Origin of the sequence: Vreelandella aquamarina (assembly GCF_900110265.1) — a bacterium.
Lineage (GTDB): Bacteria > Pseudomonadota > Gammaproteobacteria > Pseudomonadales > Halomonadaceae > Vreelandella > Vreelandella aquamarina.
On sequence record NZ_FODB01000003.1, the window covers coordinates 63,001 to 85,318 of the forward strand.

The following is a 22,318-nucleotide window of genomic DNA, read 5'->3' on the forward strand; positions in this document are numbered from 1 at the left end:
CTGATAGCGCGCAGTCACTTGGAGGGCCCCGCGACTCTGTAGGCGAATGTCGCCCCGCCGTTTGGACGGGGCTATGGCTCTCTACCTATATGCCAGGGCTCAACGGGGTGCCAAAAGGCGTGTCATGACCGTTGAGATGACGTCAAAACCAGGTCTTCATAAATGCCCTTGATAGCCTTCTCTTCTGGGCTGTGGCGCTGTGGCTCCTGTTCCTGCTTTGGATGTAGTGGGGTTATAAGCCCGTTAGAGAGTGACAGGACATCGCTGAGCTGCTCGTAATCGAGGTTTACGTTATCGACATTGTATTGGTTAAGGCGTGTCATGGTCTCTGTGAGTGCGGTCATACTGTGCTCTTCTTCTCCAAGCGGCGGAAAGGCTTGAATCAGCGGCTGACCGCCTTCCCAACCTATCTTGATCGGCTGATTGATGATGTTGACTTGGGTGCCGGGTGGAATGCGGTCAAATATAGATTCGATGTCTTTGGGTAACATGCGGATACAACCTCGGCTTGCGCGCATGCCAATGCCATCGGGCTGGTTGGTGCCGTGAATCAAATAGCCATCGAAGCCTAGGATGATGGCATGGTCTCCTAGCGGGTTATCGGGGCCGGGCGGTACAACGCTTGGTGCGGTTTCGCCGCGTGCTTCCGCTTCACGTTTTACCGACTCAGGCGGGTACCATGCGGGGTTTTTAATGTTCATGGTGGTCTCGGTCACACCAAGGGGTGTATCAAACCCTTCGCGACCGATGCCGATAGGATAGGTCTCAACGCGCGGTGTCTCACCGGTTTTGACATCTGGGTAGTAGTAAAGCCGCAGCTCGGCGATATTGATGACGACCCCAGTACGCTCGACATTCGGCAGGATGAAGCGTCCTGGAATGGTTACTTCAGTACCCACTCCGGGCACCCAAATACTGACCTCTGGGTTAGCACGTACAATCTCCTGGTAGCCAAGGTTGTGACGTCTGGCAATATCAATCAGAGTATCCTCGTAATTCTTCACGATGAAGGTGTCAGCCTCTCCGATAATATTGCCTTCCTCAGGTAGCGGGTAATGCCCCTTGGGCCATTCCGTCTCCTGGGCAGTGGAAGGTTGTGCCGCCATGGCGACAGGGAGCCATGCCAGAAACGAAACCATCACACTCACGATGAAGCCGATCTGCATTGGCCATGGGAGGAATCTCTTAAGTATTGCTGCGTTCTTTGCCAAGAGCATCGCTAGGTTCCTTTTTCATCTAATGCGTCGTTTTTTGATCGAGATAAGTTCAGTTGTAACCCGAGCAGTGTCAGCACCGCAGCGAGTATCCAAGCGGGGCCACTACCGGTGCGTGTGAAAGGAGTTAGGCCCTGCATCGGGGTCACCTCGCCCGTTAAACTGGCCTGTTCAAACTGTGGGGCACGGGCTGTGACGTGACCTTGTGAATCGATGATGGCCGTCACGCCATTACTGGTAGCTCGAAGTAGGTGACGACCATTTTCTAAGGCACGTAGACGCGCCATTTGAAGATGTTGGTGTGGGCCAATGGAACGCCCAAACCACGTATCGTTGGAAACCGTTAATAGCAGCTCGGCATTACGCGCCTGCTGGGCGACATGGTCGGCAAAAATGATTTCGTAACAAATGGCATTGCCAATGGTGGCTCCAGCCACGTGTAACGGAGCCTGTTCGCCTGACCCTGGGGTCAGGCGAGGTACTGGCAAGTCGAAAAAAGCAAGGGTGCCAGCGAGGAGACTTTGGAATGGCAAATACTCGCCAAAGGGCACCAAGTGCGCCTTCTGGTATTCGCCCTGCACATCATTTAGCCCTATGACGCTGTTATAAGAGCGCCCTTCACTGTCGCGTTGCAAAATGCCGGTCAACAAGGCGGTGTCAGGCCCCAGGTCGGACGCTACTTGCTCAAGTATTTGCTGTGCTTCCTGCTCAAGCATGGGAAGGGCTGCCTCGGGCCAAACGATGAGATCGATATCCCTTGCTTGCTCCCGTGTCATCGCCGTGTAGATACTGATCGCCTCGCGCTGCCCTTGGGCAGTCCACTTAATGCGCTGGTCAAGATTCCCTTGCAGCAATGCCACCCGGATGGGCTTGCCAGCCGGGGTTGTCCATTGGGCGGGCAATAGGAATGGAACGATCCACAAGGCGGCCATTGGGACAAGGAAACTCCAGCGGCGACGCAGTACCTCTACCCCTAACGTACCTGTCAGCGCGGTCATGAGTGACAGCAAGTACACACCACCAACGGGCGCCCATGGGGCTAGTGGAGAATCAATCTGAGAGGTGCCCAGCAATAACCAGGGAAAGCCGGTGAGCATCCAAGTGCGTAGCCATTCGCTCACCACCCACATACCGGCAAAGCTAAGAAAGGCGAACCGTGGCCCCGTGATGCGTCGATAGAGCCCAAAGGGGACTGCAAAGAAGAGCGCCAGGACGCTGACAAAAAGAGTGGTGAGGAGCATCGCCACCAAGGCCCCGGTGCCACTGAAATCGTGAATAGCAACGAAGACCCACGACGTGCCTGAACCGAACAGGCCTACCCCATAGCACCACCCACGCAGGGTGGCCATGGCGGGCGTTAGCAACTGTATCTTCCAATAGACCAGTGCCACGGCCACTGGGCCAAGCCACCATAGGGAAAAGGGGGCGGCACTCAAGGTGGTCAGCACCCCAGCGGCGAGCGCTACAACGCAATCGACTATTGGTGAGGAGCGCCCAGCAAAAAGCGTATATTCTTTATCTTTATCGACCACATCCATAGCGTTACTCAGAGCGCTTAAAAGCAGGACTTTCACGCCATAACGCCACCGCGAACATCAATACACCGGCAAATAGCGCGATATCGGCCATGTTAAAGGCGGGCCAATGCCATTCGCCCCAGTAAATGTCCAGATAGTCGACGACGTACCCTCGCGCTAAGCGATCAACAGTATTACCGAGCGCGCCGCCAAGAATCAGGCTGTACGCACAGGCCTCCAAGCGCGACAGGGGTTTGCATAGCTGCACAACCAATACGACGACCACCACCAACGCTAAACCAAGAAAGAGGTAGCGCTGCCAACCCCCTGCTTCTGCGAGAAAGCTGAAAGCGGCTCCTGTGTTCCCGGTATAAACCCAGTTAAAAAACGGCGTTAGCGGAATGACTTGGCCAAACGACATCTGAGCATGCACAATTTCCTTGACCAGTTGATCGGCTAGAGCCATCACGCAAGCTAATGTGAACCATGGCCAGCGACGTGAAGGGCTATCGTGTTGCACTGTTCTCATGAGGTTACTTTTCCTTGTGACAGGCCTGTCATTGCGGTACTGGGCGAAAAGCGGTAACCCAGCAGTCGCATGGCGTTCAACGTCACCAGGACGGTAGCACCGGTATCGGCCATCACCGCAATCCACATGCCGGTAATACCCAGCGCCGTTGTAACTAGGAAAATGGCTTTTAAGCCAAGGGCGAGAACAACGTTGGTTTTCACATTGCGCAGCGTGGCACGAGAGAGGTCTATCAGCTCAGCGATGCCGGTAACGCGGTTCTTGAGCAAGGCTGCATCGGCGGTTTCCAACGCCACATCCGTGCCGCCCCCCATCGCGATACCCACATCGGCTGCCGCGAGTGCCGGTGCATCGTTGATGCCATCGCCTACTTTACCGATGGGGCCACGGCCAGCCGCTTGCCAGTCTCGAACATACGCTGCCTTGTCTTCAGGCATTAGTTCGCCGTACGCTTCAATGCCTAAGCGACCCCCCGTGGCAGCGACGGTGCGGGCATTATCACCGCTGAGCATGACCGCCTGTACGCCTAAACGGGATAGCGCCGCTAGGCCTTCAATGGCATCTTCGCGTGGCTCATCGCGAACCGCGATCAAGCCCAGTAAACGCTCGCCTTCGACGAGGAGAGCGAGGCTCTTACCGGCTTCTTCTAACGCGACAATCCGAGCACTGAGACTTTCCTCAAGGATGACTTTCTCGTGAAGGTGACGAGGCGTCATTAAGCTCAGCTCGCGACCCTCCACCTGGCCGGAAACACCGCGCCCCGCCAGAGCGCGGCCGCCGGTGACGGTGGGGAGGTTGATGCCCGACTGTCGGGCATGCTCAACGATAGCCGTGGCGATAGGGTGACTGGAATCCCGCTCTATTGCGGCGGCGAGCCGCAATACGCTGTTATCGTCTTCCTCAGCAATCCAAGACTCCACATCTGTGACTCTTGGGGTACCCGCAGTGAGGGTGCCCGTTTTATCTAATGCCACCAAGCGAAGCTTACCTAACTGTTCAAGAACGGCTCCCCCTTTGATCAGTAGTCCGCGCCGAGCTCCCGCCGAGAGACCGGCGGCGATGGCGGCTGGGGTGGAAATGACTAACGCGCAGGGGCATGCGATTAACAGCAATGCTAACGCACGGTAAATCGACTCCGACCATGCCATGGTCGATACCAGCGGTGGCACTATCGCCATCAGTAGGGCGAGTAAGACGACGGCGGGCATATAGTAATACGCAAAACGATCAATAAAGCGTGCTATCGGTGCCTTGGCGGCCTGTGCTTCTTCAACCAGACGAATAACGCGTGCGATCGTATTGTCATCAGCGCCTCGTGTTACCTCCACCTCCAGGGCGGCATCAAGATTCACTGTGCCAGCAAAAATGTCATCACCAGGCGCTCGCGAACGGGGTATGGACTCGCCGTTTACCGGCGACTCGTCAATGTCGGAGGTGCCCACCAGGATGCGTCCATCGCAGGGTACGCGATCACCGGGCCGCACCAGCACACGCTGCCCGGGTTTAAGTGACTCCGCCGAGACGTCACGCAGATGGCCATTGTCCATCAGCCTCGCCGTTGAGGGTGTTAAATTTGCCAAGGCTGAGATACTGCGGCGCGCTCGTGAAGCAGCTACCCCTTCGAGTAGCTCACCTACGGCGAACAAGAACACGACCATCGCAGCTTCAGCGGCAGCATTGATGGCCAATGCGCCAAGCGCAGCGATGCACATCAGCATCTCTATGGTAAAGGGATTGCGCATTTTGAGGGCGCCCCAGGCACTCTGCGCAATGGGTATTAAGCCGACTAGCGTGGCCAAAATGAAAGGCATATTACCCAGCGCAGGCCATGCTAAACGAAGCGCGAAGGCCACTATCAGCAGATTTCCTGTGATAATGACCAAGCGCCCTTTAGCGGTTTGCCACCAAGAGGATGAAGCACCAGATGCGCGTGTTTGGCCATCATGGGAAGCCACTTGATAGCCTAGTTCGTTCAGGATGCCCTCAATGGTCTTTCGCGAGGGGGCCCCGTGATCGTGGTGGTGAATCTTCACTGATCCCGTGACCGAGCTTGCCGTGACTTCCTCAATGCCTTCCAGTCGCTCTAGCGCCGACACAACCTTGCGCTCACAACCGCCGCAGTCCATGCCTTCAACACGCAGCGTCAAGGTGGTAGGCGCTGTTGTCGGCGTTGATGTTTTCATGGTGCCTCTCCTGCCAATGGGCTATGGTTTTTAAGTGTAAACCTTGTGGCAACTACAGCTTCAAGCCCTGCGTAAGGAGTTTTACCATGTCGATGATCGGCCAAAGTATCAGCATTGGTGAGTTAGCACGACGAGCCGATTGCAAACCTGAAACGGTTCGCTATTACGAGCGTATTGGGCTGTTGCGCGATGCGACACGAACCGGTGGGGGGCAGCGCCGCTATGGAGACGACGCTGTGCGGCGCTTGACCTTTATTCGTCATGCCCGTGACTTTGGCTTTTCGGTGGAGTCAGTGCGAGAGCTTTTGGCCATGTCAGATCAACCTGATATGCCTTGCCAAGAAGTCGATGCCATCGCCACGCATCACCTAAAGAAAGTGGAGTCCCGCCTTCAACGACTGTCCATACTGCGTGAGGAGCTTCAACGGATGGTCACACAGTGTGCCGGTGGTAAAGTGGAAAGCTGCCGAATCATTGAGGTCATCAGTGATCATCAGCTCTGTATCACTGAAAAATCGCACGGAGGGGCTCACGACTTGGGTTAGCACTAACGCTACGCCCCACGCCCAATGGTTAGCCCAGCGAAACATCCAAAAACAGCATGAGTACCAATCCGATGGAGAGGCCCAGCGTGGCCTTTTTTTGGTGCCCGCTTCGATGAGTTTCGGGAATAATCTCATGACTGATCACATACAACATCGCCCCCGCTGCAAAGGCCAACCCCCAGGGCAGTAGCGCTTGTGACATGCTGATGACTCCAGCGCCTAATAAGCCACCTAACGGCTCAACAAGCCCCGTAAGGGCGGCAATCGTCCATGACCGCCAACGTGAATAGCCCACGCCTAGCAGTGATACTGCTACGGCCAGTCCTTCTGGGGCATTCTGAAGTCCAATGCCAATCGCTAGTGGAATGCCTCCTTCGCTTCCCCCTGCGCCGAAGGCCACGCCAACGGCCAGCCCCTCTGGCAGGTTGTGTATCGTAATGGCAATAATAAACAACCAGATACGACGTAGTGAGGCAGCCTCTGGCCCTTCTCGCCCCTGTTCGAAGTGCTCATGAGGTAAGAGTTCGTTCAGTAGTGCGACCATTCCAATCCCTAGCAAGATGGCCGCACAGGCAATGGCAGCAGGTACCACGCTACCTCCGTAACGCAGCTCCGAGGCTTCTAAGGAGGGTATGATCAGTGAGAAGAAAGAGGCCGCTAGCATGACGCCAGCGGCGAACCCCAACGCTAAATCGCGAACACCACGATTCGGTCTTTTGGTAAACAAGATAGGAAGCGCCCCGACAGCCGTCATCAAGCCCGCGGCAAGGCTTCCCAATACCCCCATTGTGACGAGAGAAACCTCTTCCATACCGATTACCTGTCTTGTGGTAGATGAGTGATCACAGCGCTAGGGTTCCATAACGAGGCAAGCACACGTTCACGTTACTAACAATCCATGCAACGTTGCTAAGCACGGGTGGTTACGGCTCGTTAAACGAGATCAAGTCATAAATGGACGCCGTGCCGATAGCTTGTTCCAAGCGATCTCTTGCCTCGTAAAGTGACGCTTGATATTCACCTTGAGTCGGCTGCTCACCCAACATGATGCGTTGACCTTGACCAAGGGGATCAACAGGCTGGTTATTGACTCTCACTTCGTAATGCAGGTTGGGGCCCGTGGCGACCCCGGAGGAACCTACCTCTCCGAGCGACTCTCCCGCATTGACTAAATCCCCAACCACTAGCTGTGGGGAGAATCGGCTAAGGTGTGTGTAGCGACTAATGGCCCCTGTGTCGTGCTCCACCTCGATCACCTGCCCATATCCCCCTTGGCGACCCATAAAGAATACGCGCCCAGGTGCGGTGGCAATGACCGGCGTTCCTGTCGGCGCAGCCAAGTCAATTCCATTATGAGGACGCATCCCTCCATACACAGGATGTCGCCGATTCCCAAAGCGAGACGTTAAGCGGGCACTAAGCACGGGCAACCGCAACGTGCCTAGCAGGGTGTCGCTTTTGAAAAGAGCTACGTCCCCCTTTTGGGTGACCGGCCATATGACCTCCAAGGGCTCTGCCTGATCAGGCAGAGCGGCATAACTGAGGCGTGGTGGCCCAACACGGGCGCCGTCCTGGCGTCGATCTTCCTCCCACACTAATTGAATACGTTCACTGCCAGAAAACTCCAGCGGCGCTGCGATAAACTCGCTGAGCAGTGTTTCCAGTTTAGTGGCGAAACGCGTTGGGACACCTTCTGCTGCCAAGGCCTCGTAGAGGGTGGTATCAATGACGACATCACGCCCAAAGGTTAGGGTATCAACGCTATCGAGCGGTAATGTGCCTTCTTGCTCGCTAGCCGCCTGTAACTTGACAGGGCTAAGTTCAGACGGAGGCAATGACAGATGCGTTTGCCAATTGGCTTCGGCTAGCAAGGGGTAAAAGCCCACCAAGCCTAGTAACCACCAGCGCTGCATCACTGGCCATCCTCTTCCCCAGAGATCTCCGCTACTTCACTCTCGACGGCATCAATCAGCTCTTGCATACCAAAGGGGTCTAAAGGCTCGCCATTGACAAAAAAGGTAGGTGTTTGGCGAATCTGATTGGCTCTGACATCCGCCATGTCTTGGTCAATCACCGCCTGCACCTCAGCAGAAGTCAGTTGCTCTTCGGCAGCCGCTAAATCAAGGCCTCCTTGGCTCGCGATATCGAGGATAGCGGATTCATCAAAACTGCCATGTGAAGCCCATTGATCCTGGCGAGCCAGCAGCCTCTCCAGTACCGGTTCAAAGACGCCCTGACGACGAGCAACTTCTAATACCCGAATGGCCTTGTCCGATACGTCGCCGTGGAAAGGAGTGTAGCGCACGATGAGCCGCACTTTTTCTGGGTAGGTTTCCAGAATACTTTTTGTCAGGGGATAGAAAGCACGGCAGGCTTCGCAAGCCGGATCGAAGAATTCCACAATCGTCACCGGCGCGTCTTCTCGTCCCAAGAAGGGGGAGTGTGAACGCACCAAGGAGTCCTCGGCCTGGACACCGCTCTCTTTTGCTGCCTGAGCTTGCATGTCTAAGAGGGCAGGCTTCGATACGGCGACGATCGCAGCGGTCAGCATTAACGTACCGGCCAATATAAAAGACGCTTTTTTGAACATGTTTCTCTCTCTGTCTCAACGATGGGGTGGAAAAGTAGGGTTGAAAAATAAGCCAATCGCTATGGGAGTAAGCTGCTCGCTATCTACCTGAGCTGGGAGCCGGCCTCGGTCTGTCACTCATGCCCATATAGATTGGCATTTTGATGCGCGTGGTCACTATGCTCAAACTCTAGGCTGGAATGAGCAATACTGAAGCGCATTTTAAGCTGCTCCTTGATCTCTGCTTTGACGGATTCAAGCTGCTGCCAGCCGGTTTCTGTCAGAACCACGTGGCAGTCAAGGGCTGCCATGTTTTCCTGCATCTGCCATAGATGCACATGGTGAATATCCTGGACTCCCTCGATATCTCGTACGGTCTCAACGACTGCCTGCCCGTCAATGTCCGGGGGAGATCCCAGCATTAGCGTACGGATAGGGCCGCCAATTTCAGAGAAGGCTAGGTAAAGAATATATAGCGCAATCCCTATCGTGATCGCGGGGTCTACCCAGCGCATGTCGTACAGTAAAATAAGCGAACCACCGATAATCACGGCGATGGAGGCAAACGCATCCGATAAGTTATGCAGAAAAAGGGCGCGGATATTGACACTCTCTTTTTGCATTGACCACGTGAGCATGGCGGTAAGGGCATCGACGACGAGCGCGACGCCACCAATAATCACGATCGTCCATCCCTCTATCTCAGGGGGATCGACCATCCGCATAGCGCCTTCGTAAATCAGGTAGACACCGACAATAATGAGGGTGGTGTAATTGATGAGTGCTGCCACTATCTCGATGCGGCCATAGCCAAAGGTCATATGCACATCGGCAGGCCGTCTGGCGATTTTACGAGCAGCAAAGGCAATGACTAATGCTGCCAAGTCAGAAAAGTTATGTAACGCATCAGCGATCAGCGATAGGCTCCCCGCCATAATGCCACCGACGATTTGAGCGATGGTTAAGAGCCCATTGGCCCAAATGGAGATGCTGACGCGCCGGTCGCCAGAGGCAGGATCAATGTGGGGATGATCATGATGATGTCCCATCTGTTACCCTCTCTCGAATTATCTGTTCTTGGTACTATAAAACCTCTAGCAACTAAAGCTTCAACCCTTGAGCATTGTCTATTTGCACCCCTGGATTGGGAAGAGCGTCCCTTGCTCCCAAGCAAGTCATGGCGTGCTGGGCCGAAGTGATCATGTTTTAGGTACGGAGCTCAATCCACTTCAACCGGTAACGTCCAATCCACCATGAGTAGATTCATTTATTTTGTCGAGGCGCACCTTGTCTGGTTTGTGATGTTCGTCGCGGGGGTAGGCTTACTCTTTCCGGCCACCGGAATAATACTTGAGTTCGCGATTGGGCCATTACTGGCATTACTGATGTTGATCATCAGCCTCACATTCGATGCGCATGCAGTGCGCATCGTGTTCCGTAAGCCGTCACGGCAGTTGTTGGCATTGGGGCTGGTCTATGGGCCGATGTCGATTGCCGGGTGGCTAACGGGCCGTCTATTTTTTGGAAGCGGCCCGCTGGCTGCTGGCCAAACCTTGCTCGGCACTCTGCCGACGGATGTGTCCTCTCCTCTTTTGGTACTGATGGCGAAAGGCAATGTGGCGCTTGCCGCTGTTTTCAACGCAGTCAACACTGCGTTATGTCCGTTTATTGTTCCCTTCCTGTTTTTATGGCTCACTGGCCTCCAGTTAGACGTACCGCTGGGCTCAATTATTCTTGAATTAACACTGATTGTGCTTGTTCCTACCGTGATTGGGGTCAGCTTGCGGACAAAGTTCTCGACTTTCTTTGCACGGCATGATTCAGCGTATGCAGGGATAGGGTCAATTTTGTATCTGCTGATCCTACTCGCTGTGGTCGGGCCGAATGCCGCCACGATCATTGGCTATGGTGGGTATGCGTTTGTGATTGCGGGGGCGGCCCTGTGCCTCAATTTGATTGGGTACCTGGTAGGTATGTCCTCACGGTTACTCACTTCTGATCGCAAAGAGGTGATTACCTATCTTTTCACGGTCAGTAAAAAGGAATTCAGCATCGCCGCAGCGTTTGTCGCTGTTTCCGGCTTGCCATCAGAGATCGCGATTCCAGCCGCTTTTTTTGCCGTGATTCAAATGATCACTTCGCCCATCGCAGCGAAGATCCTCGCCCGCCACTGAAGGGATGGCCGTATCGGCTCTTCGTCAGAAGAGCAACCTGCACACGGGGTGTACAGGTTGCTCTTAGCGACAAAACAGACACCGCTACTCATAAAGGTGGCAAATAGTACCTATGCTAAGTCACTGCGACCAATACTGACCTTGCTAAAAGCATTTAACACAGAGGCTTCGCAGGGTATCTGTTCCTTTTTGGATTTAGGGTGCTTGAACGTATCGGCGAATCCTGGGCAGTGACCAACTAGTTTTTGGACAACACCTTCTACGTGCCGCACGTTAGACAGCACTTGGCGTAACCACTGCTCGAAGCTGCCTTGGTGGCTCAGCGTGAAGACTAAACCTTTATAGGAAGGAGGCTTGGATGCCTCCTCGCTACCGCCAGCTCTGGGTTTTGGAGGGCGTCGTTGGATCTCCATGAGATAGAGCGTTTGATCTAACACATGCACCCGAACGACGAGCACCCCGCGAGGTACCTTGGTCTGAGTATCAATGTAAACCCAATTAGCGACTGACGTTTCCACCTCCTCGTCTATTTCGAAAGGTTCGAGGCTGATCAACCGAGGGTCGGGGGAAGTGCTAAAGCCGTCTTCAAAGGTAAACCAGCTAACGCCACGAATCGTTTCGGGATAGGCCGATTGCAAATAGAGAAGCGCATTCCACATATCACGTAGAAAGCCCTGTGATTCCAGTGTAATAGGAGCATGAATAGAGGCCTGTCCGACCCCTTTTCCTGATCCATGCGGCTCCCCAGTGGAGAAAATAGTTTCGTCACCCGGAACGGGGACGCCTCGTGTATCGGGCACATTTTTTCGAGTATATCGTTTATCCAAGACGGCGCGAGGCTTACCTAAAATAACGAATTCGTCCTCAGGAAGGTCTAGCCAAGAAGAGCCATGGTCGGGCTCTTCATCATCCGTCAGGTCAATGACATCGGAGATGTCTTGAAGCTGATGATAGGGAAATTGAGTGGGAGCATCATCGCCATCGGTGGCTGGTACTGTCGTTGACTTCTCTCTTTCGCGGTGGATCGTGGCACCATCGGGCTGCGTACAGCCTAATATCTGCAAGCCTAGGAATGTGTTGCCACCATCAATTGGAACGCCAGAAACAGAGATTTCCCCGCTGCCTTGAAACCATGGGGTGGCTTTTAAAAGCATCTCATCTGGCGTGGAGCTGGTTTCAAATTGTGAATATATATATTTTGCAGCGCGCTTGGCATACGGATCGTACAACATATGCGCGAGCAAAATGGCATCGTGTTTATGAACATGATAGGTAAATTTGACAGGCCACGTACCTGGGGATGCAGGCGCATCAAGCGGTCGATAAAGACGTTTTTTGACTTCTTCCCAAGGGTAAGTGGCGAGCACTCGCTTGATTTCAGAAGATCGGCCGTAAACGCGAATAAAAAATTCTGTGCAAGGGATGAGCAAGTGTTTGCCATCTGGAAGGTCAAATTCAATCAGGTATGTTTTGTGCTGATTTTTCTGGGGTAAGTAGTTCGAGTCATGAAAAGCGGTATAGAGGCTTCGTCCTGATTGTCGTAAATCATCTAAGGTGACAATTCGCCAGCCGCCTGGAGAAAAAGAAACGGAGAATTTTCTTTCCTCGTAGGCAATACGCGAGCTACTCACGCCCTTTTCCCATACTGACCCTATTCTCAATAGCCCAAGATGCGTTAAGACAGTCTCACGTCTCATCACGCCTCCTAAGTTATTTTCATGGTCGATGGTTCTTAAGAAGATATGGATTTTAGGGACGCTTCGTAAGCGATTGTTCTTAAATATAGGCCCGTACCACCAAACGACCAAGCGCTCTGCCTCGTTTTTTAGGGTGCCATCATGGAAGCTAAAGGTTCTGGATTGTTTAAGAGAAACGGTCACAAAGGCGCACTCTATGTAAACTCAACATAGAGATTGTCGCAGCAATTATTGTTTAGTCGCAACAATTGTTGGAAATGACACCAGTACACGTGATCCGTACTTTTAGTGCGCTCAGCGAAGATGGGCTGGTGTTTCGCGACCGCCATCATGTCTCAATCCCCAACCTTGAAGCGCTGGCCACGGAAGGGGAATTTGATGACTGCTACCTTACCGATAATATCAGGCCGTTATTTGACGAGTGATGCCAGCGGCTAGCCGCACTTTGACCAGCCGCACCCGGCATAACAGGTTGGACAGCCATCCATCATGATCAAATCACCCCGACACTCAGGGCACGTGCCTACCGTAGCGGGGCCACCGCTTGCTTCACCAGAAGACGATGCGCCGGCAGAGTCTTCAGCCGCCGGAGGCTCCTCCGGCTGCCAGGCATGTCCATGCTGCATGCGGTGCGCATAGCGTGCAACCAGCGTCTCCACCGGCACTTGGTGGCCGTCCTGATCCAGAAAGCCACGCCGATAGAGAATCTGCTGAATCGACCAAGCAATCGCCGCCACTTCAGAATCGTGAAACATGGGCTTATTCCAGCGATTCATGCCACAGCGCACCAACCCCTTATCCCAGGCCACCTTGCGAAGATCCGCCACGGCCTGCGTGACATAGCCGCCCCGCGCCGCTAGCGACAGGCTACGCATCGTGGCAGTGATCCACTGGTGCTCGCTGGAGAGCTGGCCCGAGGGAAAGAAGAACTCCACCGGACGCTCAATCACCACACGCTGGCCGCCAATCACGCCTTCCACTGGCATAAACGAGACCAGCAAGTAGACCTTCTTGCGCCCTTCAGCCCCCACATAAGAGATTTTTTCAGACACTGCTTCCAGTGTGCCTTCCGGGCGCGATGGAATGCGGACCGTTAATGGGTCTTCATCTGGTAGCTCCGGTGCAGGCGCGGGCTGCCCTTGTTGCTTAATACGGTAACCGACAATTTTCGACGTAATTTCAACCGCCATAACGTTCTCCCCAGTTCTTTAGACAGCTCATCAAGCTAAGCCTTGCTTGCGCTTACGATTACCATTTGCCGTAGGTGCCCTCTTTCAAGGCATCAAACAGGTTAGCGGCGTTATGCTCTTCACCGTCGTAAAGCACCTTCTCATCGCCGGTTAGCTCAAGGGTTTCACCATTTTCCAGCTCAAACACATAGGTGGTGTTTTTCAGGTCATCCTCACGCACCAACACGCCTTGGAAGGCTTCCGGGTTAAAGCGGAAGGTAGTGCAACCTTTCAAACGGCTCTCGTAGGCCTGCAGATAGAGGTCTTGGAACTGCTCAAAGGGGAACTCGGTGGGTACATTGACCGTTTTGGAAATCGCCGAGTCCACCCACTGCTGAGCTGCCGCTTGAACGGCGACGTGCTGCTCGGGAGTGACCGCGTCAGCGGTAATAAAGTAATCCGGCAGATCGCTCTCTACCGCATCGGCAGCGATAAAGTGGCGGTAGGCCGCTAGTTCAAACGACACTACCTCCACCTGCTCCTTGGTCTTTTTACCGGACTGAATGATGTTGCGGAAATAGCGATGGGAGAACGACGGCTCGATCCCGTTAGAGGCGTTGTTGCCCATGGAGAGCGAGATGGTACCCGTGGGGGCAATCGAGCTGTGGTGGGTAAACCGCGCGCCGTGCTCGGCCAGCTGTGCCACTAGCTCCGGCTCAAGCTCGGCCACTTTGGCCATGTATTGGCTGTAGCGGGCGTGCAGAATCCGCCCCGGCACCTTGTCACCTACCTCGTAGCCGTCGCTGGCGAGCTGAGGGCGCTCGCGCATCATCTTAGGCGTAATGGTGTGCTCCTCTTCAAGCACTGGCGCCATGCCCTTCTCTTTAGAAAGCTCCAGCGCCTGCTTCCACCCTTCCAACGCCAAATGACGACTGACCTCTTCAGTGAACGTCAGCGACGCCTGAGAGCCGTAGGGAATTTTCAGCATGGTCAGGGTCGAACCAAGACCTAAAAAGCCCATGCCGTGGCGGCGTTTGGCTTCAATTTCGCGCTGTTGCTGGGGGAGCGGCAGGCCAGCAATTTCCACCACGTTGTCGAGCATACGGGTGAAAATCGCCACGACTTTACGGTAGCGCTCCCAATCAAACCGCGGCTCGGCGCTAAACGGCTCGATCACAAACTTGGTCAGGTTGACCGAGCCCAGCAGGCAAGCGCCCTCTGGCGGTAGTGGCTGCTCGCCGCAGGGGTTAGTCGCGCGGATATCTTCGCAGAACCAGTTGTTGTTCATGCGGTTGACTTGATCGATCAGGATAAAGCCCGGCTCGGCGTAGTCGTAGGTGGAGGACATAATCGTGTCCCACAACTCGCGAGCTTTAATCACCTCGACAACACGGCAGGCCACGCGCCCTTCGGCATCCACCGTGTAGCCCTCTTCCACCACCGGCCAGTCGCGGTAAATCACCTCTTCGACGCTCACATCCTCTTTCTCACCAGGATGCAGCGGGAAGGCCAGCGGCCAATCAGCGTTGTGCTTCACCGCTTCCATAAACTCATCGGTGATGAGTAGGCTCAGGTTAAATTGACGCAGCCGCCCTGCTTCGCGCTTGGCTTGAATAAACTCGCGCACGTCCGGGTGCCCCACATCAAAGGTACCCATCTGCGCGCCGCGACGGCCTCCGGCAGACGCCACGGTGAAGCACATCTTGTCGTAGATATCCATAAACGCCAGCGGGCCATTGGTGCCTGCTCCTGCGCCAAACACAAAGGCACCTTTATGGCGCAGGGTTGAGAAGTCGTAGCCAATACCGGCGCCCGACTTCAATGTCATACCCGCATCGACCACAGAGTCGAGGATATCGCGCATAGAGTCACGAATAGTGCGAGAAACGGTGCAATTAATCAGACTGACGGCGGGCTTGTAGGCTTCGGCTCCCGCATTAGAGAGAATTCGCCCAGCGGGAATAGCACCATTTTCCAGCGCCCAGCGAAATTTGGGTAGCCACTCATCGGCCTTTTCACCCTCTACGGCGGCTAGGGCGCGAGCCACGCGCTCAAAGGTCGCCGCGACATCTTGATCCACCGGTTGGCCATGACGATCTTTTAACCGATATTTGGCATCCCAGATTTCCCTAGATGGAGCCTGCATAGGGACTTCACTGGATGTCTTCATCGCCTTGGCTGCGGTACTCATGTTCACGAAACTCCTTCACGATGGGTAGCGATAGCGCTAAAAAACGGGCCGATTATACGTGGCATCGTAGGGGAGTATAGCCCCGACTTTCTACTATATGGGCCGTTTTTTGACGTTAACAGCACTAGATATAGAAAAATCAGCACCTTACCCTTTTGCTTATTCCCAACACGCTATAGGCTTAAGGTTTTCGATGACGATACGACCTATGAACTTCCTGAAAACATCAACTTTCGCCGTCACCGCCATGCTGCTTGTCACAGCTCCCCTTTCATTGGCCGCTACATTTAATGTGGAATCAGTGGCTACCCATGGGCACTGGCAATCCATGGCGCTGACCCTAGGAGAAGAGCGCCACTTTCGTGCTGTGGAGACCCACAGCTACTCCGATGCCACGCTAAGCATAAATGCTACTCAAGGAGTCTGTGATTTACCGTGGCTGGAGATGCGCGTCACCCTAGCGCAGCAGCAGGGTGAGAGCCGAGCGGTGAATCTGGCACCCACTCGGCTGCGGATTGGTGACAACCCGATTGTCGATACCATGGCGGAGTTTATTACCGAGCGGGGCGATGACGGCTTTTATGCCCATTTTTATTTGAGCGATATGGAGACGCTGATCGCTGAGATGCAGTCGGGCGAGCAGCTGTTTTTAGGATTTGACCAGGGTGAGCAGGAACCGTGGTACATGACCTTTAGTTTGGAAGGTGCTGGCGATGCCATTCAACGCATGCAGTCGCTGTGTAGCGGCGCCTCTATCACAGAGGCACCTGCTCCTCCGGGTTAAGCGCACGCTCTTCCGCAACCTCTACTCGATTACGGCCGCTGTGCTTGGCTTGATACATAGCGGCATCGGCCCGGGCCATCAGCGTTTTACAGCTGTCAGTAGCGAATGATGCTTCGACACGAAGATAGCCTCGAGATATCTCTTTACCCCTTGACCTGTTGCTTCAGCAACAGCTCAACGCGTCGGTTGGCAGCTCGCCCTTCCGCAGTAGCATTACTTTCCATGGGTTGGGTGTCGGCATAGCCGACGGCCCGCATACGTGAAATGGCAATACCTTGCCGCTCTAACTGGCGTACCACTGCGATAGCTCGTCCCACTGAGAGCTCCCAGTTAGACGGAAACCGAGCGGTCGCGATCGGCACATTATCGGTGTGGCCCTCAACGGAAATTTGACCATCAAAAGCCTGTAGCACCGGAGAGAGCCGTTCTAACACAACTTGCCCCTGGGGCGTTAGTACATCGCTGCCACTGGGAAATAAAAGGCTATCGTCAATACGTAGCGTAACGCCCTCTTGCCCCTGGGAGACACTCACTCCAGGGATATCAAGCCCTGCCATTTGGGGATGTAAGCCATCGTGGCGGGGAAGTATTCCTGTGGCTAGGCTAGCCAATGGCAGTGACGTAACGGCATTCGAGGGATCCATGATACTGCTTTCACTCCCTTCGCCACCGCCGGATGGCGTAAGCGCCAACAGCAGTACAAACAGGGTAATCAGCAGCGTCAATACATCCAGGTAACTGGTCAGCCAGCTCTCGTCACTCTCCCCCACTTCGGCGGGAAGCTCCAAAGCATGCCGTGAGTCGCGGTCGAGCATGGCGCTACCCTTTTAATGCGGCACCCATATCGGGCCGAGGCTTAACGTTCGAGTCACGAATTTCGTCGTGGTAATTCGCTACGAAGGAGTTAAGCGTCTCTTCAATAAACGATGGCAGACGGCGCTTGGTAATTAGCGAAATGCCTTCCAGCACCATGTTCATAGTGATAAGGCGCTCTTCCGTACGCCGCTCTAGCTTCACGGCAATCGGTTTAAACACCAAATTGGCCAACAGGATGCCATAGAAAGTAGTCAACAGCGCCACTGCCATCCGGGGCCCAATTACTTCCAGGTCACCCGCATCCATCACTTCGAGCATGTTGACCAAGCCTACCAAAGTACCAATCATGCCAAAGGCCGGTGCATAGGTGGCCATGGTGCGGAAAATTTGGGCTTCAGCATGCTCGCGGGCTTTCAGCCGCGCAATACGCCAGCGCAGCATGTCGAAGATTTCATCCTCTTTTGTATTCGCAATGACCAGTTGAATACCGGTGCGCAAAAACGGATTACGGGTATGTTCCAGTTCTTTCTCAACCGCTCTAACATCCCCCTTAAACCAAAGGCGCGACATGGAAACCAACTCATTGATGTCATCTCGCACATAGGTGTTTTCACGGCGGAAAACTAAACCAACCAGACGCACCACACGCAGCACTTCTTTCAGCGGATAGCTGATAAACGTGGCCGCCAGCGTGCCAGTGACCACAATGGCAAGCCCCGGTAAGTTAATAAAGCTCTCGGGAGACTCTGCGGTAAAAAATAAAACGCTTACCAACAACAGCATGCTGGCAAATATACCGATCAGCGTAGATGGATTCATCAACGGCTCCTCGCCGGTTATGGTTAGTGAGTGAGAGGGTTAATTAGTCTCATGTAGGCGAGCACGCAGCCGACTCACCGCCTGGCTGTGAAGCTGTGAAACCCGTGATTCGGTGACACCGAGCACAGCGCCCACTTCTTTTAGATTCATCTCTTCTTGGTAATACAGCGCCATTAGCAGCTTCTCGCGCTCGGGCAGTGCTTCAATGGCGTCGATCAGCGTTTGCCGCTGCTGTTCATCCAATAATTGTTCAAACGGCTGTCGGTGAGTGTCGTCCCCCGCAGGCTCGCCGCCATCCGCAATGAGCTCTTCGAACGGCAATAATTTCCCGCTATTGGTATCGTTGAGCAGTTGCTGGTAATCACTTAGCGGCATCTCCAGTTCACGGGCAATCTCCCCCTCTTCCGGGGGGCGCCCCAGCTGCTGCTCTAAACGACGCACAGCATCATCTACCGCCCGTGCCGAGCGGCGTACGCTGCGGGGCAGCCAGTCACGAGTGCGCAGCTCGTCCATCATCGCGCCACGGATGCGCTGGCTTGCAAAGGTAGCAAATGTTGCTCCTTGGGCAGCATCAAAGCGCCCTAATGCCTCTAACAAGCCCACCATACCCGCCTGGATCAGATCATCCAGCTCAATACTCGCGGGCAACCTTACCTGCAGCGTTAAGGCCTGACGTCTCACCAGTGGCATGTATTGAGTTAACAGCTCACTCTGTTTGATCCTGCCTTGTGCTGTATACATCCTCGTGCCTCGCGGCTTAACAACCTTTACTGATAGTTCACGATCACTTGTAACCCCTGTACTCGCACAGGGCGTTGCCCTGGCTGCAACGTAAACCGAAAGTACAGCGGTGCGCTCGCCAACATTCCCGATAGAGCGGTCGTGCTACCGCGCATGCCTGATAGTGCAACACAGCGTTCAGGATGACATAGCCAAGCGTGCACAGGCGTTCCCGGCGGTGATTCAAAGCGCCATTGAATTCGCGACAGCACAGCATTACGCAGCGAGACGCCCGCTGGCGGGGTTATCGCCTGACTGCTGCTGGTACGGTCGCTCATTGCTACCATCACACTAGGCACTTGGCTGCTCCAACTGCCGGTTGCGGCCTGCGTATTCAACGCGAAAAACCATAACCCTGCTACTAGCCCTAAACAGCCCATTTTTCTTACTGTTAACAACTTTGCAGGTTTTATCAACGCCTCAATAGCCTTCTGCTTAGCGTTACTTACCCAACTCGCCAAACTCTGCATAACTCTCCCCTTGAGCGACACATGCACCCTGGCCCGCCGCTAGCGCGCCAGCAGCAGAAGCTCAATATCTAAATAACGAGCGGAAGCATTGCCCAAATTATCCAGCAACCCCCGGCGCGGCAGGTGGGGTTCATGAAGGGCTAGAAGACGCTGCGGACCACCATGCTCGCGTAATTGGCGCAACACTCGGTACATGGTGGCAAAGGCGTCAGCATCACTGTTTACCCATAGCGCCCAGCGAGTGTAACGCTCGGCTAAGTCAGTCAGCGAGGCGCTGTCAGGCATGACAATATGAATATCCCAATCCTGTGGGTCACCTGCCCATTGCCTCCCAAGGGCCGACCATTGCCCCAGCCGACCTCGCACTTTGTCCACCTGCGCTGCGCCAGCATGAGGTAAGCCTACTACCACTAACGTTTTTTTCGGTCTTGGAGGCGCCACGGTGGCAGGCTCGGCAGCAGCAGCTACCGTCGGTGCCATGGCCTCCTGGGTATACGCGGCGGCTTTCTCTTCGTTAACGGGTGCGGCAGGCACTGCCTCGTCACTTTCCATGTTATGGCCGACTTCATCAGCACCGCGCTGCTGGCGCTGTAAATCGGCCCATTTGCGCAGGCCAGCCGCCTGATCCTGGCCACTCATACCACGCCCTCACGGCTGACGCTACCTAGTTGACGAATGGCATCGCGCGCCATCAGAACGTGTACTAATGCATCAAGCAGTGCCGTATCACGCCGCTTGCGCTGGGTTCCTAACAAGCGCAGCAAATCGGCTCGCAGGGCCTGAGCGTCCTCATCGTCAACGATATCTAGATGGCCAGCTACTGCAGCCGCGCCGCTGGCCATCAGCAGGCGCAGCTCGCTGCTGACATCACCCCCATCTGCCTCTTTAAGCTGCTGCCAAGCACGCTTGGTGAGCGATGCCAGTCCGTCACTCTGCAGTTGAGTGATTAAAAGCGTTAACACATCGCTGCCCAAACGTGCAGGCGTTAGCCAGTAGCGGCGCACGATTCGCTTAGTGCTTTCAGGGTCGCTTACCTCACCGACCCACGCCAATACGGGGTTACCTGATACGTCCTGCGCTTCAACATAGGCGCTGGAAAGCTGCATGCTTTGCCCGCGGAAACGGATGCCCACGCTATGGGTTAAGGTGCTTTCTTGGAACAGGGAACGCAGGGTATAGCGCTCGCCCTGGCAGTATACCCGCTGGCTCGCGGGCACCATGCTGACCCACGTCAGATGCTGAGCGTTTAGCCAAGCCAGCGCCTCAGCGTCTGGCAGGGTAGGCAGCAGATGAACCGCAACATCTCCTGCACAACGCACCAAACGTGGCTGCCAGCCCGCTAGCTGACGGTGCTGAAGGCGAGTCAGTGCCAGCCAAGCACCTTGCTCATTCAAGGCAACATCTGGCATCGACCAGTCACAACCTCGCTCGTTGCGGCGGGGCGACCAAACCACCCCTAACGCGTCACGAGTGGTGGAGGCTCCGGCTAACAGCTCATCTAGGCGCTGGTCTTGTATCACCCCCGGCAGCGCTGCGATGTCCCAGGCGGCTTCCAAGCGGTGAAAATCGACGACACGCTGACGCAAGCGGGTTAACACCGAGGAGAGCCTGCGCCCCTGCCCTAACACATCCCGCGACCAGCGTGGCAAGCTGAGTGGGGCTGTTTCAGCACGCGCGCTACTCGAAACGTTGGCCGACAGTGCTTGATCAATCAGTGCGGGTGGTGTCGCGACCACCATATCTTCTGGCACCTGCTGGCCATAGGAGCCAAACAGCACCCTCATACCGTGGCGCATGACGATGTCTAATACCGGCGCAAGCCGCCCAGCTTCGTCTTGCTTCGTGATGATACAGTCGTCTAACTCGGCACCTGCAGCTCTCGCCGCTTGGCGGTAGCGCAATACGACTTCTTCTAGCGTTTCCGGCTGACTGGCGGCGTTGAGCAACAGCACCAGACGCACGGTGGACTTCCCACCCTGTAAATGGGCGATCTGTTCAATCACCCGCTGATCCCGCTGGCTCATCCCCACGGTATCAATAATCACCCACTGCTTACCTTGTAGCCGACCAACCAATTCATCAATCGGCTGTTCAGCGTCTAGGGCATACATGGGCGTATCCAAGAGCCGTGCATAAATGCGCAGCTGCTCATGAGCGCCGATACGGAAGCTATCGGTGGTCACTAGCGCCACTGGGCGAGTGCCGTGGCGCATCACAAAGCGTGCCGCAAGCTTCGCAGTAGTGGTCGTTTTACCCACCCCAGTGGGGCCAACCAATGCGACGATGCCCGTTTGATCAAAGAAGCTCTCTTCGTGCTGCAGCACGTTAAGCCGTGCCATTAACTGCTCACGCAGCCAGTTAAGCGGCGCGTCGTTAGTAGCCTCGAGCGCGCTCAACTCATCTGGCAATGCTTCCAGCACCTCTTCGCTCAGCTCTGTACTGAAGCCAACCCGGGCCATCAACTGCCGTAGGTGCTCGTAGGCGGTGTCTGCACCGCTTTGAGTCGTTGGCAACGGCTGGCGGCGGGCCAGTAGTTCGCGCATATCTTGCATTTCCCGAAGCAGACGCTCACTCATCGCCTCTAGGGGGTCTGGTTGCTTTGGCAGTGAAAAGACAGGCGCTGGCGCGGGGCTAGCCTTCGGCTCCTCCGCTGGCGTCGTCGGCGACGGGTCGAACTGGTCAACGGCGTCATCCGCCATGGCGAGAATTTCAACGCCGCCTTCGGTGCGACGGTTGGCGACAATAAGTGCATCATCACCTAACACTTCGCGCACTTGGCGCATTACGTCGCGGCTATTTGCTCCGACAAAACGTCTAACGCTCATGTTTCACCTGTTGCCAAAACGTAAAAGGCTATTACC

Annotated in this window: 21 protein-coding genes; 4 read left to right on the forward strand and 17 right to left on the reverse strand. The window is 55.0% G+C overall.

Translation table 11 applies throughout. From position 1 onward, the window contains the following. Positions 1-122: 122 nt before the first annotated feature. From BMY49_RS01495 to BMY49_RS01510, 4 genes are read right to left on the reverse strand one after another with little or no spacing between them, the layout of a single operon-like run. The gene (locus BMY49_RS01495) at positions 123-1,166 is read right to left on the reverse strand and encodes a L,D-transpeptidase family protein (RefSeq protein ID WP_016916424.1); all 1,044 of its coding nucleotides are present in this window, start codon (positions 1,164-1,166) and stop codon (positions 123-125) included. Positions 1,167-1,219: 53 nt separating this feature from the next. After that, positions 1,220-2,752, reverse strand: coding sequence for an apolipoprotein N-acyltransferase (gene lnt, locus BMY49_RS01500; RefSeq protein WP_074211194.1), 1,533 nt, complete (start codon positions 2,750-2,752; stop codon positions 1,220-1,222). A 4-nt stretch (positions 2,753-2,756) separates the two neighbouring features. Then, entirely contained in the window at positions 2,757-3,260 is a 504-nt protein-coding gene (lspA, locus tag BMY49_RS01505) for a signal peptidase II (RefSeq protein WP_022521288.1), read from the reverse strand. Continuing rightward, positions 3,257-5,443 (reverse strand): heavy metal translocating P-type ATPase, encoded by a 2,187-nt coding sequence (locus tag BMY49_RS01510; RefSeq protein ID WP_054644987.1) that lies wholly within the window; start codon positions 5,441-5,443, stop codon positions 3,257-3,259. Before BMY49_RS01510 ends, lspA begins: the two co-directional genes overlap by 4 nt. Positions 5,444-5,529: 86 nt before the next feature. On the opposite strand from BMY49_RS01510, the gene BMY49_RS01515 reads away from it, so the two are divergent. Continuing rightward, positions 5,530-5,988, forward strand: a complete 459-nt coding sequence (locus BMY49_RS01515) for a MerR family transcriptional regulator (RefSeq protein WP_022521290.1) — start codon at positions 5,530-5,532, stop codon at positions 5,986-5,988. 28 nt (positions 5,989-6,016) lie between these two features. Here the strand turns inward: BMY49_RS01515 and BMY49_RS01520 are convergent, their stop codons facing one another. The 4 genes from BMY49_RS01520 to BMY49_RS01535 all read right to left on the reverse strand — a co-directional run bounded on the left by BMY49_RS01520 (position 6,017) and on the right by BMY49_RS01535 (position 9,606). Further along, the gene (locus BMY49_RS01520; RefSeq protein WP_016916429.1) at positions 6,017-6,799 is read right to left on the reverse strand and encodes a ZIP family metal transporter; all 783 of its coding nucleotides are present in this window, start codon (positions 6,797-6,799) and stop codon (positions 6,017-6,019) included. A gap of 112 nt (positions 6,800-6,911) precedes the next feature. Continuing rightward, positions 6,912-7,901 (reverse strand): M23 family metallopeptidase, encoded by a 990-nt coding sequence (locus tag BMY49_RS01525; RefSeq protein ID WP_022521291.1) that lies wholly within the window; start codon positions 7,899-7,901, stop codon positions 6,912-6,914. Further along, a complete protein-coding gene (locus tag BMY49_RS01530) occupies positions 7,901-8,578 on the reverse strand; it encodes a DsbA family protein (protein WP_035556050.1) in 678 nt (225 codons plus the stop codon). The genes BMY49_RS01525 and BMY49_RS01530 overlap by 1 nt, the downstream gene beginning before the upstream one ends. A 113-nt stretch (positions 8,579-8,691) precedes the next feature. Further along, positions 8,692-9,606 carry a cation diffusion facilitator family transporter gene (locus BMY49_RS01535; protein ID WP_035556048.1) on the reverse strand — a complete coding sequence of 305 codons (915 nt, stop codon included), beginning with the start codon at positions 9,604-9,606 and terminating at the stop codon, positions 8,692-8,694. Between the two features lie 204 nt (positions 9,607-9,810). Here BMY49_RS01535 and BMY49_RS01540 point away from each other — a divergent pair, with 204 nt between their 5' ends. After that, positions 9,811-10,731 carry a bile acid:sodium symporter family protein gene (locus BMY49_RS01540; RefSeq protein WP_074211195.1) on the forward strand — a complete coding sequence of 307 codons (921 nt, stop codon included), beginning with the start codon at positions 9,811-9,813 and terminating at the stop codon, positions 10,729-10,731. A 110-nt stretch (positions 10,732-10,841) separates the two neighbouring features. On the opposite strand, the gene BMY49_RS01545 is transcribed toward BMY49_RS01540, so the two are convergent. Next, the gene (locus tag BMY49_RS01545; RefSeq protein WP_143058105.1) at positions 10,842-12,611 is read right to left on the reverse strand and encodes a hypothetical protein; all 1,770 of its coding nucleotides are present in this window, start codon (positions 12,609-12,611) and stop codon (positions 10,842-10,844) included. A gap of 74 nt (positions 12,612-12,685) precedes the next feature. Between BMY49_RS01545 and BMY49_RS01550 the strand changes: the two genes are divergently transcribed. Next, a complete protein-coding gene (locus BMY49_RS01550) occupies positions 12,686-12,853 on the forward strand; it encodes a hypothetical protein (RefSeq protein WP_371827811.1) in 168 nt (55 codons plus the stop codon). Positions 12,854-12,862: 9 nt separating this feature from the next. On the opposite strand, the gene BMY49_RS01555 is transcribed toward BMY49_RS01550, so the two are convergent. Further along, a complete protein-coding gene (locus BMY49_RS01555) occupies positions 12,863-13,618 on the reverse strand; it encodes a hypothetical protein (protein WP_044629547.1) in 756 nt (251 codons plus the stop codon). Positions 13,619-13,676: 58 nt separating this feature from the next. Then, positions 13,677-15,788 (reverse strand): adenosylcobalamin-dependent ribonucleoside-diphosphate reductase, encoded by a 2,112-nt coding sequence (locus tag BMY49_RS01560; protein ID WP_054641156.1) that lies wholly within the window; start codon positions 15,786-15,788, stop codon positions 13,677-13,679. 193 nt (positions 15,789-15,981) lie between these two features. On the opposite strand from BMY49_RS01560, the gene BMY49_RS01565 reads away from it, so the two are divergent. Continuing rightward, complete coding sequence (locus BMY49_RS01565) at positions 15,982-16,572, forward strand: hypothetical protein (protein WP_089674597.1); 591 nt, start codon at positions 15,982-15,984, stop codon at positions 16,570-16,572. Between the two features lie 143 nt (positions 16,573-16,715). Here the strand turns inward: BMY49_RS01565 and BMY49_RS01570 are convergent, their stop codons facing one another. The 6 genes from BMY49_RS01570 to flhF form a co-directional block, all read right to left on the reverse strand. Beyond that, positions 16,716-17,387, reverse strand: a complete 672-nt coding sequence (locus BMY49_RS01570) for an OmpA/MotB family protein (protein WP_058577013.1) — start codon at positions 17,385-17,387, stop codon at positions 16,716-16,718. A 4-nt stretch (positions 17,388-17,391) separates the two neighbouring features. Beyond that, positions 17,392-18,207 (reverse strand): motility protein A, encoded by an 816-nt coding sequence (locus BMY49_RS01575; protein WP_058577012.1) that lies wholly within the window; start codon positions 18,205-18,207, stop codon positions 17,392-17,394. 39 nt (positions 18,208-18,246) lie between these two features. Then, positions 18,247-18,948, reverse strand: coding sequence for an RNA polymerase sigma factor FliA (locus tag BMY49_RS01580; protein WP_044629552.1), 702 nt, complete (start codon positions 18,946-18,948; stop codon positions 18,247-18,249). 26 nt (positions 18,949-18,974) lie between these two features. Further along, positions 18,975-19,325, reverse strand: coding sequence for a flagellar protein FlhE (locus BMY49_RS01585; protein ID WP_244154881.1), 351 nt, complete (start codon positions 19,323-19,325; stop codon positions 18,975-18,977). A 171-nt stretch (positions 19,326-19,496) separates the two neighbouring features. Further along, the gene (locus BMY49_RS01590; RefSeq protein WP_089674599.1) at positions 19,497-20,096 is read right to left on the reverse strand and encodes a hypothetical protein; all 600 of its coding nucleotides are present in this window, start codon (positions 20,094-20,096) and stop codon (positions 19,497-19,499) included. Further along, a complete protein-coding gene (gene flhF / locus BMY49_RS01595) occupies positions 20,093-22,282 on the reverse strand; it encodes a flagellar biosynthesis protein FlhF (RefSeq protein ID WP_063610138.1) in 2,190 nt (729 codons plus the stop codon). The genes BMY49_RS01590 and flhF overlap by 4 nt, the downstream gene beginning before the upstream one ends. Positions 22,283-22,318: the final 36 nt, after the last annotated feature.

What these genes read in the sequence shown, in the direction of transcription:
- BMY49_RS01495 (WP_016916424.1), bottom strand. Translation starts at nt 1,166, where the DNA reads ATGCAGATCGGCTTCATCGTGAGTGTGATGGTTTCGTTTCTGGCATGG.
- lnt (WP_074211194.1), bottom strand. Translation starts at nt 2,752, where the DNA reads ATGGATGTGGTCGATAAAGATAAAGAATATACGCTTTTTGCTGGGCGC.
- lspA (WP_022521288.1), bottom strand. Translation starts at nt 3,260, where the DNA reads ATGAGAACAGTGCAACACGATAGCCCTTCACGTCGCTGGCCATGGTTC.
- BMY49_RS01510 (WP_054644987.1), bottom strand. Translation starts at nt 5,443, where the DNA reads ATGAAAACATCAACGCCGACAACAGCGCCTACCACCTTGACGCTGCGT.
- BMY49_RS01515 (WP_022521290.1), top strand. Translation starts at nt 5,530, where the DNA reads ATGTCGATGATCGGCCAAAGTATCAGCATTGGTGAGTTAGCACGACGA.
- BMY49_RS01520 (WP_016916429.1), bottom strand. Translation starts at nt 6,799, where the DNA reads ATGGAAGAGGTTTCTCTCGTCACAATGGGGGTATTGGGAAGCCTTGCC.
- BMY49_RS01525 (WP_022521291.1), bottom strand. Translation starts at nt 7,901, where the DNA reads ATGCAGCGCTGGTGGTTACTAGGCTTGGTGGGCTTTTACCCCTTGCTA.
- BMY49_RS01530 (WP_035556050.1), bottom strand. Translation starts at nt 8,578, where the DNA reads ATGTTCAAAAAAGCGTCTTTTATATTGGCCGGTACGTTAATGCTGACC.
- BMY49_RS01535 (WP_035556048.1), bottom strand. Translation starts at nt 9,606, where the DNA reads ATGGGACATCATCATGATCATCCCCACATTGATCCTGCCTCTGGCGAC.
- BMY49_RS01540 (WP_074211195.1), top strand. Translation starts at nt 9,811, where the DNA reads ATGAGTAGATTCATTTATTTTGTCGAGGCGCACCTTGTCTGGTTTGTG.
- BMY49_RS01550 (WP_371827811.1), top strand. Translation starts at nt 12,686, where the DNA reads ATGACACCAGTACACGTGATCCGTACTTTTAGTGCGCTCAGCGAAGAT.
- BMY49_RS01555 (WP_044629547.1), bottom strand. Translation starts at nt 13,618, where the DNA reads ATGGCGGTTGAAATTACGTCGAAAATTGTCGGTTACCGTATTAAGCAA.
- BMY49_RS01560 (WP_054641156.1), bottom strand. Translation starts at nt 15,788, where the DNA reads ATGAGTACCGCAGCCAAGGCGATGAAGACATCCAGTGAAGTCCCTATG.
- BMY49_RS01565 (WP_089674597.1), top strand. Translation starts at nt 15,982, where the DNA reads ATGACGATACGACCTATGAACTTCCTGAAAACATCAACTTTCGCCGTC.
- BMY49_RS01570 (WP_058577013.1), bottom strand. Translation starts at nt 17,387, where the DNA reads ATGCTCGACCGCGACTCACGGCATGCTTTGGAGCTTCCCGCCGAAGTG.
- BMY49_RS01575 (WP_058577012.1), bottom strand. Translation starts at nt 18,207, where the DNA reads ATGAATCCATCTACGCTGATCGGTATATTTGCCAGCATGCTGTTGTTG.
- BMY49_RS01580 (WP_044629552.1), bottom strand. Translation starts at nt 18,948, where the DNA reads ATGTATACAGCACAAGGCAGGATCAAACAGAGTGAGCTGTTAACTCAA.
- BMY49_RS01590 (WP_089674599.1), bottom strand. Translation starts at nt 20,096, where the DNA reads ATGAGTGGCCAGGATCAGGCGGCTGGCCTGCGCAAATGGGCCGATTTA.
- flhF (WP_063610138.1), bottom strand. Translation starts at nt 22,282, where the DNA reads ATGAGCGTTAGACGTTTTGTCGGAGCAAATAGCCGCGACGTAATGCGC.